Annotated in this window: 14 protein-coding genes; 10 read left to right on the top strand and 4 right to left on the bottom strand. The window is 40.9% G+C overall.

What is annotated here, in order from left to right:
• Window positions 1-155: 155 nt before the first annotated feature.
• Together ACXAH9_RS03965 and aac(6') are read left to right on the top strand one after the other, a co-directional pair.
• Window positions 156-3,050 (top strand): WD40/YVTN/BNR-like repeat-containing protein, encoded by a 2,895-nt coding sequence (locus ACXAH9_RS03965; protein ID WP_474893568.1) that lies wholly within the window; start codon window positions 156-158, stop codon window positions 3,048-3,050.
• Window positions 3,051-3,166: 116 nt separating this feature from the next.
• Complete coding sequence (gene aac(6') / locus ACXAH9_RS03960; protein ID WP_474893567.1) at window positions 3,167-3,604, top strand: aminoglycoside 6'-N-acetyltransferase; 438 nt, start codon at window positions 3,167-3,169, stop codon at window positions 3,602-3,604.
• Between the two features lie 49 nt (window positions 3,605-3,653).
• Here the strand turns inward: aac(6') and ACXAH9_RS03955 are convergent, their stop codons facing one another.
• From ACXAH9_RS03955 to aroQ, 4 genes are all read right to left on the bottom strand, one after another.
• Window positions 3,654-4,844 carry a sensor histidine kinase gene (locus ACXAH9_RS03955; protein WP_474893566.1) on the bottom strand — a complete coding sequence of 397 codons (1,191 nt, stop codon included), beginning with the start codon at window positions 4,842-4,844 and terminating at the stop codon, window positions 3,654-3,656.
• The gene (locus tag ACXAH9_RS03950) at window positions 4,834-6,141 is read right to left on the bottom strand and encodes a cobalamin B12-binding domain-containing protein (RefSeq protein ID WP_474893565.1); all 1,308 of its coding nucleotides are present in this window, start codon (window positions 6,139-6,141) and stop codon (window positions 4,834-4,836) included. The genes ACXAH9_RS03955 and ACXAH9_RS03950 overlap by 11 nt, the downstream gene beginning before the upstream one ends.
• 82 nt (window positions 6,142-6,223) lie before the next feature.
• Window positions 6,224-6,766, bottom strand: a complete 543-nt coding sequence (locus ACXAH9_RS03945; protein WP_474893564.1) for an EF-hand domain-containing protein — start codon at window positions 6,764-6,766, stop codon at window positions 6,224-6,226.
• 84 nt (window positions 6,767-6,850) lie between these two features.
• Window positions 6,851-7,267 carry a type II 3-dehydroquinate dehydratase gene (gene aroQ / locus ACXAH9_RS03940; RefSeq protein ID WP_474893563.1) on the bottom strand — a complete coding sequence of 139 codons (417 nt, stop codon included), beginning with the start codon at window positions 7,265-7,267 and terminating at the stop codon, window positions 6,851-6,853.
• A 129-nt stretch (window positions 7,268-7,396) separates the two neighbouring features.
• Here aroQ and xerD point away from each other — a divergent pair, with 129 nt between their 5' ends.
• From xerD to pyrF, 8 genes are all read left to right on the top strand, one after another.
• The gene (gene xerD / locus ACXAH9_RS03935) at window positions 7,397-8,296 is read left to right on the top strand and encodes a site-specific tyrosine recombinase XerD (protein ID WP_474893562.1); all 900 of its coding nucleotides are present in this window, start codon (window positions 7,397-7,399) and stop codon (window positions 8,294-8,296) included.
• Window positions 8,296-9,324, top strand: a complete 1,029-nt coding sequence (locus ACXAH9_RS03930; RefSeq protein WP_474893561.1) for a quinone-dependent dihydroorotate dehydrogenase — start codon at window positions 8,296-8,298, stop codon at window positions 9,322-9,324. The genes xerD and ACXAH9_RS03930 overlap by 1 nt, the downstream gene beginning before the upstream one ends.
• Before the next feature lie 39 nt (window positions 9,325-9,363).
• The gene (locus tag ACXAH9_RS03925; protein ID WP_474893560.1) at window positions 9,364-11,904 is read left to right on the top strand and encodes a DNA translocase FtsK 4TM domain-containing protein; all 2,541 of its coding nucleotides are present in this window, start codon (window positions 9,364-9,366) and stop codon (window positions 11,902-11,904) included.
• A gap of 19 nt (window positions 11,905-11,923) precedes the next feature.
• The gene (lolA1, locus tag ACXAH9_RS03920; RefSeq protein WP_474893559.1) at window positions 11,924-12,547 is read left to right on the top strand and encodes an outer membrane lipoprotein periplasmic chaperone LolA1; all 624 of its coding nucleotides are present in this window, start codon (window positions 11,924-11,926) and stop codon (window positions 12,545-12,547) included.
• A 78-nt stretch (window positions 12,548-12,625) separates the two neighbouring features.
• A complete protein-coding gene (locus ACXAH9_RS03915) occupies window positions 12,626-13,396 on the top strand; it encodes a hypothetical protein (RefSeq protein ID WP_474893558.1) in 771 nt (256 codons plus the stop codon).
• Between the two features lie 73 nt (window positions 13,397-13,469).
• Window positions 13,470-13,715 carry an RNA recognition motif domain-containing protein gene (locus ACXAH9_RS03910; protein WP_089357032.1) on the top strand — a complete coding sequence of 82 codons (246 nt, stop codon included), beginning with the start codon at window positions 13,470-13,472 and terminating at the stop codon, window positions 13,713-13,715.
• Window positions 13,716-13,828: 113 nt separating this feature from the next.
• On the top strand, window positions 13,829-14,044 hold the full coding sequence (locus tag ACXAH9_RS03905; protein ID WP_349564246.1) for a hypothetical protein: 216 nt from the start codon (window positions 13,829-13,831) through the stop codon (window positions 14,042-14,044).
• A 97-nt stretch (window positions 14,045-14,141) separates the two neighbouring features.
• On the top strand, window positions 14,142-14,957 hold the full coding sequence (pyrF, locus tag ACXAH9_RS03900; protein ID WP_474893557.1) for an orotidine-5'-phosphate decarboxylase: 816 nt from the start codon (window positions 14,142-14,144) through the stop codon (window positions 14,955-14,957).
• Window positions 14,958-14,980: the final 23 nt, after the last annotated feature.

The following is a 14,980-nucleotide window of genomic DNA, read 5'->3' as shown; positions in this document are numbered from 1 at the left end:
TAGGTAAAGGTTGATTTCACAAAGGTTCTGATTTATACTTACTAACTTATTAAAAAATCTAACCTCATGAAATGAGCATGATTAATAAACACCTCAAAGAATGAATATTAATCATGCGAATTCCATGTGACCTATAAAAAGCAAAACACATCCACATGAAAACCATTTACCTACTTCTATTCTTGAGCATGTCAATGATGCTACCTGCTCAGCGAAAGAAAAAATCCAATGATGTGCCTCCAGCAACACAGGCCAAAGAACGATGGGAAGGATATCAGAAAAGGCTAAAACTGGAGGAAAACTCTTTAGTTAAAAATGTGCCTTTTCGAAATGTAGGACCCACAGTGATGAGCGGAAGAGTGGTTGACCTTGCTGTTGATCCTTCAGATCCCTCGCATTTTTATGTGGCCTACGCTTCTGGTTCACTTTGGGAAACAAAAAACAATGGCACCTCATTCGAACCAATCTTCGACAATCAGATCGTAATGACCATTGGAGATATTGCTGTCGACTGGGAGAATGATGTCATCTATGTTGGATCGGGAGAAAATAACTCCAGCAGATCCTCCTACTCAGGCTATGGAATCTTTAAATCAACCGACAATGGTGAAAGCTGGGAAAACATTGGTCTTACCGAAACTCACCACATCGGAAGAATCCTCATTCACCCCGAAAATCCAAATATCATTTGGGTGGCTGCATTGGGTCACCTCTACTCTGAAAATCCTGAACGAGGCATTTATAAATCAACTGATGGCGGAAATACCTGGAACAAAACCTTGTTTGTTAACAACAGGACAGGAATCGTGGAACTGATCATGCATCCCGATAATCCCGATCTCCTAATCGCAGGAGCTTGGGAAAAGGATCGCAAGGCATGGAACTTTACTGAAGCAGGACCTGGCACAGCCATCTACCGTTCAGAAGACGGTGGAAATACCTGGAATGAAATATCAGATGATTCCGGCTTTCCTGACACAGATGGAACCGGTCGGGTAGGTCTCGCTTTTGCTCCCTCTGATCAGAATATCGTGTACGCCATCCTTGACAATCAGGATCGAAGACCCAAAGAGGATGACGAAGATGACGGACTATCAAAAGACGAACTGAGAAATATGACTACCCAGCAGTTTCTTGCGCTGGAAAACAAAGACATCAACCAGTTTTTGGATGACAATGGATTTCCCAGAGAATACAATGCTGTAGATATCAAAAAGGATGTGGAAGCAGGAAAGGTAAAGCCCGAAGATCTTGTTATTTACACAGAAGATGCAAACTCACTCCTTTTTGATACGCCGGTAAAAGGTGGAGAAATGTACCGATCTAACGATGCAGGTATGACCTGGGCAAAAACACACGAAGGTTACATTGAAAGTATGATCTTCTCATACGGCTACTACTTTGGCCAGGTACGCGTGGATGCCAAAAATCCGGATGTGGTATATACGATGGGAGTACCTATTGTGCGTTCTGATGATGGTGGTAAAACATTTAAAAGCATAAATGAAGATAACGTGCATGTAGACCATCATGCCTTATGGATTAATCCTGCAGACCCGAGACACCTCATCCTTGGTAACGACGGAGGAGTGTATGTGAGTTATGATACCGGTGAAACCTGGATCAATTGCAACTCACCTTCGGTAGGTCAATTCTACTCCATTGCTGTAGATATGGCTGAACCCTATAATGTATATGGAGGCCTGCAGGATAATGGCGTTTGGAAAGGTCCAAGCACGTACGAGTACTCCAGAAGGTGGTATCAGGAAGGAAGGTATCCATACGAACGTTTAATGGGTGGTGACGGCATGCAGGTAGCGGTGGACACCCGTGACAATACGACCGTGTACACTGGCTATCAGTTTGGTAATTACTTCCGTATCGATACAGAGACAGGTGAAAGAAGCTATATCACCCCGCGCCATAAATTGGGAGATGCGCCATATAGGTGGAATTGGGAGGCCCCAATCACCCTCTCCAGTCATAATCAAGACATTGTTTATTTCGGGAGCAATCGCTTCCATCGATCAATGGATAAGGGAGAAAACTTCGAAACACTAAGCGGTGACCTTACAAAGGGAGGAAAGAAAGGTGACGTGAGCTATGGAACACTCACAACCATTTCCGAATCTCCTACTCGTTTCGGTTTGATCTATGCAGGAAGTGATGATGGACTGATTCACCGTTCTGAGAACGCAGGAGAAACCTGGACAAAAATCACCAATGGACTTCCATCTGACTTCTGGGTGAGTACTGTAGTAGCCTCTGCTCACAAGGAGGGACGCGTGTATGCTTCACTGAATGGCTATCGATGGGATAATTTCAAACCAATGGTCTATGTAAGTGAAGATTATGGAAACAGCTGGAAAGACATTTCAGCCAACCTGCCGATGGAGCCCGTGAACGTGGTAAAGGAGGACCCAGTAAATGAGAATATTGTATATGTTGGAACAGATCACGGAGTATACGTTTCACTCGATGGCGGTAAAAGCTTCCAGACATTTGACAAAGGACTGCCTAACACTCCCGTCCATGATTTGATTGTTCATCCTCGAGAAAATGATTTGGTTCTAGGCACTCATGGCAGGGGTATTTACATTGGTAACGTCTCGCTCGTCCAGCAGATGAATCAAGAGATTCTAGCCAAAACACTTCATGCTTTCCCAATCGATGAGGTAACGCACAGCTCTAGATGGGGTAGCAAAACATGGGCTTGGGGTGAAGTCATCGAGCCGACCATTGATGTGGCTTTCTATTCGAATTCCAATGGAAACGGAAAAGTGGAGGTCATCTTTAAAGATCAGGTGGTTTCAACTAAGGAAATATCCGCTGATAAAGGACTTAACATTGTCGAATTGGAGCTTGAAACTAATGAGTCTTTCAAGGACTTATTAGACGATGAGCAAAAAGAAAATTATGAAGCCGCTGAAAATGGCGACTATCACTTAGTGGTTGGTGAGTATACTGTTCGTGTCACCGTTGGAGATACTAACGTGGAAACACCGCTCACGATCAAAGAACCAAGGGAGAGACCAGGTAGAAAGGAATAGGGATTAATAACTAATGGTACAATGGAGCCACCTCAAAAGGTGGCTTTTTTTATTCATAAAATCTAGGTCGTAACTTTATGTGTAATGGCTTAACATATCACCATAAAACACAAGCTATGAATATCGAAGAAATTTCCGAAGAGAACGTCTCAGATCTGGCTCAATTGGTATTATACCTGTGGCCAGAATGTAATTATAAAGAAGAATTTCAAAATGGATTGAAACTTATCAACTCTAGAACAGAGACTGCTTTTATTGCGAAAAACCATGGAATTTATCTGGGATTTATTCAGCTATCACTACGAAATGAATATGTGGAAGGCACATCAACATCAACGGTACTGTATATGGAAGGTATTTATGTTGACCCAAGTCATAGAAAAGAAGGCATTGCAAAAAAACTAATTGAAGTAGCGGAAAAGTGGGGTAAAGCAAAGGGATGCAAAGAAATGGCCTCAGATTCTAAGCTTTCGAACCAATTAAGTATTGACTTTCATCGATCTATGAACTTTGAGGAAGTAAACAGGTTGGTTGCCTTTAAGAAAAGTATTTAACTACCCAGTCACCAATATCCATTACGAAAGGATTTAAATATTTTATAAGTTAAATAGTTAGCACTTTGGGCCAGGTGAACCAAAAAGTGGTTCCTTTTCCAACCCCTGAATCAATCCCTATTTTTCCCTGGTTTTGCTCCACTAATTTTTTGACAATTGCCAATCCAACACCAGTACTATCATCTCTGATTTGACCATGAGCAGTTTCGAAAGCCTCAAAAATTTTCTGATGAAATTTTTCTGGAATACCAGGACCATCATCCTTTACTGAAAATTTATCATGTGATTCACTGATCTCTTCAACGGTTATTTCAATAGTTCCCGTTGGCTTATCGTGGTATTTGACTGCATTGCTTATGAGGTTAGTGAGAACCTGACTCAGTTGAATATAGCTTCCAGTTATATCTGGAAGATTGTCTTGAATAATAAAGTTGAATTTGGAAGCAGAATCAATCAATGAAATTGCCTCTTCAAGAAGCTCTGTGACATTAAAGGTTGTGATAGCGACATCAGTTTTTCCAGTCTTCGAATACGCCAAAATATCATTTATTAACGCATCCATTTTTATTGCACTATCCGTGACCATGCCAAAAAGATCTTTAAGGTCATCGTTGAATTCATCCTCGTATTTGGCATTAATGATCTGAAAAAGTCCTCTAATCTTATGAAGTGGTGCCTTGAGGTCGTGAGATACAATATTTGCAAATCTATCGAGCTCTTGATTTTTATTTTCTAATGTCTCATTGAGTTCATTTAGCGTTTTATTTTTTCTAGAAAGCTCACGTTGCAGGTTAGCCATCTCGTTATTGATTTTGGTCATCTCATCAAATGACTCTAATTGCTTGATTGACTCTTTAACCTTTACATTCTCTTTTAGGGCTTCCCTGAGCTGGTTCTGCTGATAGTTATTCATTACCATCAGGTTGTTGTAGTATTTCCGTGTCTCTACTACATCTGTAGTACCTATGATAATTAAATCATCTTTTTCTTTGACTCCTGCCAGGTACAGGTTGCTGAATTTTTTGCCGGTTTTAAAATTGACTTCCCAGCCGATGGCACTTTCTTCTTTGTTTAAGTCCGATAGAAATGAAAGTAATTTGCTCAAACTTGAAACATCCACAACTTTAGTCAAAGATTCACCCGATTCAAGCTCCACCAAATCGTTTTTCTTGATCTCTGTTATCTTGCCGAATGCATCACATTTAACAATAAATCCCTTATTTATCTCTTCACTTCCCATTCACGATTGCTAATGCGGTTTCGTTTACTTCATCAGCAGATTTAGCCAACCCATCTGCTCCTATCTTCAGCCACAACTTTTCGTCTTTAAGAAATGGATAACCACCTACTATTACTTTGATATGAGGGTGTGCCAACTTGACCTCTCGTATGATTTCATTTGCATTAGTCACGTGTGGGGTTAGTGTAACAGATAATGCCAAGAGATCAGCATTGTATTTTTCAATCGCTTCAATAATTGCATAAGTCGGGGTATTGGCTCCAAGGTAGTATGTATCCCATCCATCCATTTCCATGAAATCACTTATCATTCTAATCCCAATTTCATGCAACTCATTGCCTACACAAGTAGCAACTACACTTTTATTTATACTTTTTGAAGAAAATAATCTTGGATAAAGCATAGACATGATCATTTGAGTAGTAGCCGTGCAATAATGCTCCTGAGCAACCGACACCTGATTCTTTTCCCAAAGTCTACCTATTTCATATTGTGAGCTTTGAAAAATATTGATATAAATATCCTTAAGAGAATGACCATTATCTGCAAGATCCATTATAAAATCTGTAGCTCCCTTTCTATCGCCTTTAAGTAGGAATTCCAGATATTGCCTGGATCCTTCAGAAGATAAAAAAGTAGAACTTTCATTAGGCTGATCAACAACAATTTCCTTTAGCTTAAGGATTCCTCCATCAATAAAGGTCAAAGCCTTATTGTTTTCTTCCTCAAGAAAGATTCGCATGGTAACCAAAAATCTGATAACTGACTGTGTTTCGTAACCTTTCGCTTGTAGTGTAGAATGATACCAGCTGATATATTCATTGAATAATAAAGGACTCTCTGCTTCCAGCGCTTGATTAAGGAATGCTAAGTGCTGGTTTGCATCATTTTGAATGGTATTGGCATCATTTTCAATCACATATTGATCTATTTCCCCAAATAGACTGGAATGAAAATCAACGATTGCAAATACTAAATTATTTTGAAGGGGAAAGTTTATTGATTGCTCATTCAGACCTCCTTCTAAAAACATCTTCATGTTCTTAGTAGGGGATATTTTGCTTCCATCTATATCATGTATAGACCAACATAATGACTCAAACTGCTTTTGAGGAATATTGATGGCTTTAAGAAATGTCAACTGCCAAAGAATATATTTCGAAAAAGCCTTGACATCTTTCGCTGAAAAAAAAGATATAAGTTCAAGCGTTATTGCCAGTTCAGATTTAAATGATTTCCACTCTGGATTATTATCTGCCCATTCATTTATAGTCTTGTCTGATATTTTATGAATCATTTCTATACCACATTAAGCTAGTAAACAATAACAACCGATATTGTTCGGGCTCTGGTCGAAGCTTTATTAACGTTTTTTGAATCTACCCCATTCTCCAGTCACCAAATATCCAATTGCCTGGGGCAGTTTCATCTGCCGATAAGAAATAATCTTCAAATGCTTTTACCAGCTCTCCTCCACTTATTCGTCCGTCCCCATTTATGTCCAATAAATCAAAGGCTTTTTTTGCGACCGACATATACAATCCGTAAGCTTTGAACATGTCCAGGTATTCTCGTTCATCGATGTGGCCATCCATGTCCTGATCAAACAAAGAAAAAAGATAAGTAGCTGATTGATTGATATAATCATTCGGTTTATTCAAAACCACTTCCGAAAAGAACTCCAACCATTCTTCCAGGGTAAGTTCTGCTTCTTTCTTATCAATGTCTTTCAAAACCTGAACGAACAACCTATGCGCACGGAGCTTCAATTCTAGTCGTTCCACCGAATTATCCTCATGGCCAACAATATCACTGAAATGTTCACCTACCTGTTCAAAATCATCAGGTTCCAACACACCATTGCTATTGTGGTCTAGTACATTGAAAAAATGAATGAGTTTCTGTTTTTGAAGGTCAGTCATTGGCGGATCTTTCAAGGAAAGATACTACTTGATACTCATTTTTGCTTCCTTGTTTCGAAGAGTCCTGTGGATTTTTCTATGATGCTACTTAGAAAGCGCTTCAATCGCTACCTCATACCCCTCAAGTCCCATTCCATTGATTGACCCAACACACACATCCTTGACATAGCTCTTTTGCCTGAAGTCCTCTCGTTCAGATAGATTTGAAATATGCACTTCGAAAACCGGAGTTTCAATTCCTGAAATCGCATCTCTCAAAGCGATACTCGTATGGGTATACGCTCCGGGATTGAAAACCACCCCATCATAACTAAAGCCAACCTCATGTAGCTTATCAATCAAAGCTCCTTCATGGTTCGACTGAAAATACTCAAGTGAATGATCCGGAAATCGTTGCTTTAGTCCTTCAAAATAATCATCGAAGGATTGGTCACCATAGATTTCAGGCTCTCTCCTCCCCAGAAGGTTAAGATTGGGTCCGTTAAGGATGAGTATTTTCAAATTAAAATTATTTTGAATGTATTTTTGAAAATTAGGATGTTTTGTTGAATTCATCACGTTGAGACTCTCGAAACGTGAATGTTTGAGATTTCGACAAGCTCAATCTGACATTCACTTTAAATCAATTAAATGTCCTGGAATACTTACACAAAACAATTCAAGAACTACCTAAAATTAGAGCGATCGCTCGCAGTAAATTCTGTTGACGCTTATCTCTCTGACATTTCCAAGCTTCAGCAATTCTTTGAGATCAAAGAACGGGACGTACCGCCAACCAAAGTGGTGCAGCAAGACCTCATTGATTTCCTGGAATTCATCAATGAGCTTGGGATGTCCGCTTATACCCAAGCACGAATGGTTTCAGGGCTTAAAGCCTTTTTTCGGTTTTTAGTTTACGAAGAAGTAATCACAAAAGATCCTTCTGAGCTAATAGAAGCACCCAAGCTCGGCAGAAAATTACCAGACACCCTCGATTTACCTGAAATCGAAGAGCTGTTCAGCGCGATTGATATGTCCACTCCTGAAGGTCAGCGAAACCGAGCCATGCTGGAAACATTATACAGCTCAGGCTTGCGTGTTTCTGAATTAATTAATCTAAAAATCAGCAACATCCATGATGATATTGGCTTTCTTCGGATTATAGGAAAAGGAAGCAAAGAACGCCTGGTACCAATTGGACGATCTGCGTTGAAGCATATCAAAATCTTTAGAGATGAAGTTCGGGTGCATATTGATATCAAACAAGGATTTGAAGATCACCTTTTTGTCACTAAAAGAGGTAAGGCCATCAGTCGGGTGATGGTATTTATGATCATAAAAGATCTGGCAGCTAAAATTGGATTGAAGAAAAATATTAGTCCCCACACATTTCGTCATAGTTTTGCAACACACCTGATTGAAGGGGGTGCGGATCTACGTGCCGTACAGGAGATGCTGGGTCATGAGTCCATCACAACCACTGAAATCTACACTCACCTGGACAGGGATTATTTAAAGCAGGTAATAACACAATTCCACCCAAGAAGCTGATGTATCAACTTTTAAAGCCCATTCTATTTTTATTCGCACCTGAAAAAGCACACAAGATCACGACCGGATTGCTTCATTTCGCTTTGAGGCTTCCTCTTGGGAAGTCCATCATCCGTGGGGTTTTCAACTTTGAAGACCAACGTCTGGGGCGTGAAGTATTTGGGTTGAAATTCAAAAACCCGGTCGGACTGGCAGCAGGATTTGATAAGAATGCTGAGCTCATCGATGATTTCTCCAACCTTGGCTTTGGCTTTATTGAGATTGGCACACTGACGCCCAAAGGACAACCTGGCAACCCACAACCCCGCCTTTTCAGACTTCCAAAAGATGAGGCATTGATCAACCGAATGGGGTTTAATAATGATGGCGTTGAAGCGGCTGTTGAGCGACTAAAGAATCGTAAGTCAGACATTTTAGTTGGGGGTAATATCGGAAAGAATAAGGTCACCCCGAATGAAAATGCTCTGGACGACTATCTTATTTGTTTTGAAAAGCTTTATGATCATGTGGACTATTTTGTGGTGAACGTCAGTTCTCCAAATACTCCGGGCCTTCGTGATTTACAGGAAAAAGAGCCATTGATGAAGTTACTAAAAGCGCTTCAGGATGAGAATAAAAAGAAAGAAGTTCAAAAACCCATCCTTTTGAAAATAGCTCCGGATCTCAGCGAATCACAACTGGATGACATCATTGAAATCACGCAAACACTTGATTTAGATGGGCTGATTGTGTCAAATACAACCATCGATCGTTCCGGATTAAAAACAAGCACAAAAAAAGTAGAATCGATTGGCGCGGGTGGCTTAAGTGGGAAGCCGGTTTTCAATAAATCAAATGAAGTACTCAAGTATATCAGAAGGCACCTTCCACTCGTTCATATCATTGCTGTCGGTGGGATTCACTCTGCACAAGATGCAGTGGAAAAAATCCAGGCTGGCGCTAATTTGGTGCAGATATACACAGGACTGGTATATGAAGGACCGGCCCTGATCAAGCGGATCAACAAGGAACTCCTAAAGCATGTTTGATCCACGCTGAAAACTCCATTATTTTTGGAAGCATAACCTATGGCACAAAATACCTACAAGAAGAAGAGCGAAAAGAAGCAGAAGAAGGCGAGCCTTAAATTCAACTTCATCACTGATCGGAAATTCCATTTATTCATCGGTTTCACCTTATTATTGATTTCAATATTCCTAGGTGTTTCTTTTATTTCCTATCTCAATACCGGTCTGGCAGACCAAAGCGTGGTGGAAGCATACACCAGCACCAATGTAAAAGAATCCGGTGCTGAGGTGCAAAACGCATTTGGACTTATAGGAGCCATTGCAGCACACTATTTCATCTTTCTATGGTTCGGTATCGCTGCAATACTTATACCGCCATTCCTTTTCATAGTTGCCTACCGCATCATTTGGTTTCGCGCCCTTTTACCTATCGTTAAAACATTCAACTTCGTTGTTTTCTACCTGATCTGGATCAGTATGGTTATGGGATACTTTCTCATTGCCCAGGAAGAAACCACCATGTGGGGATTCCTGAGTGGAGGCATTGGCTATGAGCTTGCTGTTATTGCTCAGAGTCTTATGGGCTGGGGTGCAGTTTTGTTTATCATTTTCATGTTCGTGGTATTCAACATGTTCTTCTTTGACATCACACGAATTCCAGCTTTCAGCGGTATTGTTCCTTCATTTGAAAACCTGGTGAATCAGATTAAAGCGCTGATCCCAGAGAAAAAACCAAAAGAAAAGAAACAGGACATCACCTCCGTTTTGGATCAAATTAAAAAAGAGGTGGAAGATGAAGATGCAAACCGCGATGAATCAGAAACCTGGGTAGTGAAGAAAATACCACCAAAGCAAGCGCCCAAAAAAGAAAAAGCAGATCCGGAGTTCACCATCGATCTTCCGGAATTTAAAGAAGAAGAACCTCTACCCAAGGAAGTAGAAGAAAAGGTCTTTGCTCCCAAAGAAGAGAAACCAGTGCCTCTTCCACCTCAGGAAGAAGCACCTGCGGCTAAAAACGAGGAATTAGAGGATCTATCATTTGAGGTAGAGCAAAAAGAATTTGAAGAAGAAGTGAAAGAAGAAGCGGTCAATTACGACCCTACACTTGATCTTCCCCGATACAGGTTTCCAACCCCGTCTCTTTTGACAGACTATCCTGAAAAGGATGTGAAAGTAACAAAGGAAGAGCTGGAACAAAACAAGGACCGAATCATTGAAACACTGGTCAATTTTAAGATCGGTATTTCCAGCATCAAAGCGACCATTGGTCCTACTGTTACGCTTTATGAGATTGTTCCTGAGGCCGGAGTAAAGATCTCTAAGATTAAAAACCTCGAAGATGATATCGCGCTTAGTCTGGCTGCATTGGGTATCCGGATCATTGCACCAATACCTGGTAAAGGGACGATTGGTATTGAGGTGCCAAACAAAAACCGTGAGATGGTAGATGCTCGCTCAGTGATCACCACGAGCAAATTCATGGAGAGCAAAATGGAGCTTCCGGTGGTTTTAGGGAAAACCATCTCCAATGAAGTTTTTGTCACCGACCTCAGTAAAATGCCACACTTGCTAATGGCAGGAGCTACCGGTCAGGGTAAGTCTGTTGGTTTGAACATCATGCTGACTTCTTTGCTTTACAAAAAGCATCCATCTCAGCTAAAGTTTGTGTTGGTCGATCCCAAAAAGGTGGAATTGACACTTTTCAACAAAATAGAAAAGCACTTCCTTGCCAAACTTCCAGATAGTGAAGAAGCCATCATCACAGATACTTCGAAGGTGGTAAATACCCTAAACTCCCTGTGTATCGAGATGGACAATCGATACGACCTTTTGAAGAGTGCGGCGTGTAGAAACCTGAAGGAATACAATAAGAAATTCACTGAGCGTAAACTCAACCCTAATAAAGGACACAGATTTCTGCCATACATCGTACTGGTTATCGATGAGTTGGCTGATCTGATGATGACTGCCGGTAAAGAGATTGAAACACCTATTGCGCGTCTGGCTCAGTTGGCCCGCGCCATTGGTATTCACCTCATTGTAGCAACTCAGCGTCCATCGGTAAATGTGATTACCGGTATCATCAAGGCCAACTTCCCTGCCCGGCTTTCGTTCCGTGTTACATCCAAAATTGACTCGAGAACCATTTTGGATGCAGGCGGTGCAGACCAGTTGATTGGCATGGGAGACATGCTCCTTTCCATGGGATCAGACATGACACGACTGCAGTGTGCCTTTGTCGACACTCCGGAAGTAGAGCGGATTTGTGACTTCATTGGAGATCAGCGTGGATATGATGATGCTTACTTGCTTCCGGAATATGCCGGCGAGGAAGAGTCCGGAATAGGCGAAGTGGATCTTTCAGACAGAGATGCCCTTTTTGCGGATGCTGCCCGACTTATCGTAATGCATCAGCAGGGATCTACATCCCTAATTCAGCGTAAAATGAAGCTTGGTTATAACAGAGCCGGGCGATTAATAGATCAACTTGAAGCAGCAGGAATCGTTGGACCGTTTGAGGGTAGCAAAGCCCGAGAGGTACTTATACCGGACGAACACAGTTTGGAACAGTTATTGTCTGAAATAGAAATCAAATATTAAGAATCAAGAAATCCATCAAATGAAGAAGCTAATTATCGCATCACTCACTTTCCTAGTTCTACAAGTTCAGGCACAATATGATCCGGAAGCGCTTGCTGTACTGGATGCAATGAGTAATAAATACAAGCAAATTGAAGCATTTAAGGCCTCATTCTCTCAAAAACTAACTAATGAAAGCGCTGGTCTTGATGAGACTATCTCGGGAGACATTGCTGTTAAAGGGGATATGTATGTGCTTGATGTTGCTGGACAAAAAATCTATAATGACGGAACAGACATATATACCTACAATGCAGAAATAAACGAGGTGACAATCAGTCCGTATGAGCCGGAAGATTCTGAGATTACGCTCAGCAACATTTACGACATTTATAAAAACGGATTCAAATACGTTTTAGCTGAGAAAAAGCAAAATGGTGATCGGGTTGTAGAATTGGATCCGGAAAGCCGGGATAAAAGCTATTTTAAAATCAGAATGACAATCAATGATAAAGACGAGCTTAAGTCATTCAGCGTATTTGAGCGAACAGGAAATAAATACCTGTATTCTATCAATTCCTTTACCCCTACTTCTCTGAATGACAGCTTCTTCCAATTTGACGTATCAAAATACCCAAATGTCGAGGTAATTGACTTCAGGTAAGAAAAATTTACCCCTAAGTAGGTATTCTATTTCTTGAATTTGGGCGATAACTTGATCTGTACCTATAAAATCACAATTATGAAAAAGTACATTACACTGCTATTATTCGCCTGTTTGCTCATTTTTATCAGTTGCGGTTCTGAAGATGAACCGGACACAACCGTAGAGAATATAGATATCAGCGGAGAGTTCGAAGGCGTCCTTCAGTTATTCACTGGACCTGAAAGAGGTATAGTTCTCTACAGCTTCGTAAGCAAAGGTGAAAACGTCTATACCGGATTTTATGAAGGCAATGAATTTGCAGAAGTGACAGTGAACGGGAACGTTATTACAGGAGTGCCTGCCAATGGAAATACGGCTTTCACCTCCATGAATGGAGGCATTGATGAAGGTAGGATATTTTACTCTTTTCAAGATGATCAGGGCAACCAGGTTGCGAGCTTTTCCGGTGATAAAATAGCCTCTGGTACGCGTGCTACTGCCCATATTTCGCTGGATGGAAACGGATATGTGCAGATCGATGATCCGTTAACACAATGTAGTTTGTCTTCAGCCAATGTATTCTACTATCGCGTGGGTGATGTGGATTCGAAAGTCAGTTTCATTATTTCATGCGGTGAAAATATTACCGCGGGCACCTATCCCATTGGCGCTGGCCTATTTGATGCCACTATTTCAATTACTTTTTTATACCAGGATAAACTATTCGATTCTTCCAGTGGTAACGTAGTTGTGACCGGATCATCGGATACCTCTTTTGCTTATGACCTATCAAATGTGCAATGGGAATTGAGCTCAGACGGCAGTACAGCACCCGTGATTTCAGGCAACCCAACCTGCTTTTATTAAACTAATGAGAAAAAGCATATCTTTGTGGCGTTCAGAACAAGTCTGGACGCTTTTTTAATTTTTATTTTTTTTAATGAACATTTTTGTAGCTAAGCTTAACTATGCAACTTCAGAAGACGCATTGAGACAAGCATTTGAAGAATTCGGAACAGTTGATTCCGCTAAAGTTATCATGGACAGAGACACTCAGAGATCAAAAGGTTTCGGTTTCGTTGAAATGCCAAATGATGACGAAGGTAACCAGGCAATTTCCAGCCTTAACGACACAGAATTAGATGGTAGAACCATCGTTGTAAAAAAAGCTAACCCTAGAGGTTAAGCACTGAAACAGATTCTAAAGTTTTTTGATTTTTATATAATTGCTCGTGCGGAAACTTTTCCGCGCGAGCATTGTTTTATATAATTGTTACGTACATATAAAATTTTATTGATTTGGCTAGACCTGCAACTACTCCGGTAAAACTCAAAGACGGATATTACATAGAGCTCCGACACAAGGGCGAAAGAAAGGGAATTAAACTGAGAAGCGATAGTATTCCTGAATTACACCAGTCGATCAAAAAATACGAAAAACTATACGATGTTCACTTCTATGGAGAGGTGAAAAAAGGAAAAGTCGTAAACGACAAGCTCCCTGAGCTAAAATAAGCTAAAGCATTTAGTGGTTTACCTTGCATCCTCTTTAGGGGGAACGATAGAAGTACGCCCACACTTTTTATCTTAGCCAAAAATCACCTCAATCTCAATGACCCGTCAGCAGTTATTCGAGCAGATCAAGAAGAAAGAGTCCTTTTTATGTGTGGGACTTGATACGGATATCAAAAAAATCCCTCAACATCTGCTCAAAAACGAAGACCCCATCTTCGAATTCAACAAACAGATCATTGACGCCACCTACCCATATGCCGTAGCATACAAGCCGAATACTGCATTTTACGAAGCGCAAGGAGCCAAAGGCTGGGAATCCCTTCAAAAAACGCTTGAATACATACCTGATGACGTTTTCACTATCGCTGATGCAAAAAGAGCAGACATTGGTAATACCTCCTCCATGTATGCGAGGGCTTTCTTTGAGCATATGAACTTCGACTCGGTGACTGTAGCACCATATATGGGCTCTGACTCTGTAAAACCGTTCCTTGAATTCAATAGAAAGTGGGTAATCATTTTGGCTGCTACAAGTAACCCCGGGGGACTGGATTTTCAAGATATTATCGTAGGTGATGATGGAGAAAAACTCTATGAACGAGTCATTCGAAAAAGTGCCGAATGGGGCAATGCTAATAACATCATGTACGTAGTTGGTGCTACACGACCGGAAGCACTGATGGGAATTCGCAGAATGATACCGGAACATTTTCTCCTCATTCCAGGAGTGGGTGCCCAGGGTGGCGATCTTCAGACCGTGTGTAAATATGGCATGAACAAGCATTGCGGCCTGCTGGTCAATTCCTCCAGAGGGATCATTTATTCCGATAAATCAGAAAATTTCGCTGAAGGTGCTGGAAATGCTGCGCATAAAATTCAGGTGGAAATGGCGCAAATCCTTCAGGGATTATAGCACAAACCGTATCTTAGGAGGTG

It is taken from the genome of Ekhidna sp. ABH4_415 (assembly GCF_056161305.1).
The sequence above is the reverse complement of the archived record's forward strand: the minus strand, read 5'-3'. Positions and strand labels throughout refer to the sequence as shown.

Coding starts and splice junctions, on each gene's coding strand:
- ACXAH9_RS03965 (WP_474893568.1), top strand. CDS start 156: ATGAAAACCATTTACCTACTTCTATTCTTGAGCATGTCAATGATGCTA.
- ACXAH9_RS03955 (WP_474893566.1), bottom strand. CDS start 4,844: ATGGGAAGTGAAGAGATAAATAAGGGATTTATTGTTAAATGTGATGCA.
- ACXAH9_RS03950 (WP_474893565.1), bottom strand. CDS start 6,141: ATGATTCATAAAATATCAGACAAGACTATAAATGAATGGGCAGATAAT.
- ACXAH9_RS03945 (WP_474893564.1), bottom strand. CDS start 6,766: ATGACTGACCTTCAAAAACAGAAACTCATTCATTTTTTCAATGTACTA.
- xerD (WP_474893562.1), top strand. CDS start 7,397: ATGTCCTGGAATACTTACACAAAACAATTCAAGAACTACCTAAAATTA.
- ACXAH9_RS03930 (WP_474893561.1), top strand. CDS start 8,296: ATGTATCAACTTTTAAAGCCCATTCTATTTTTATTCGCACCTGAAAAA.
- ACXAH9_RS03925 (WP_474893560.1), top strand. CDS start 9,364: ATGGCACAAAATACCTACAAGAAGAAGAGCGAAAAGAAGCAGAAGAAG.
- lolA1 (WP_474893559.1), top strand. CDS start 11,924: ATGAAGAAGCTAATTATCGCATCACTCACTTTCCTAGTTCTACAAGTT.
- ACXAH9_RS03915 (WP_474893558.1), top strand. CDS start 12,626: ATGAAAAAGTACATTACACTGCTATTATTCGCCTGTTTGCTCATTTTT.
- ACXAH9_RS03910 (WP_089357032.1), top strand. CDS start 13,470: ATGAACATTTTTGTAGCTAAGCTTAACTATGCAACTTCAGAAGACGCA.
- pyrF (WP_474893557.1), top strand. CDS start 14,142: ATGACCCGTCAGCAGTTATTCGAGCAGATCAAGAAGAAAGAGTCCTTT.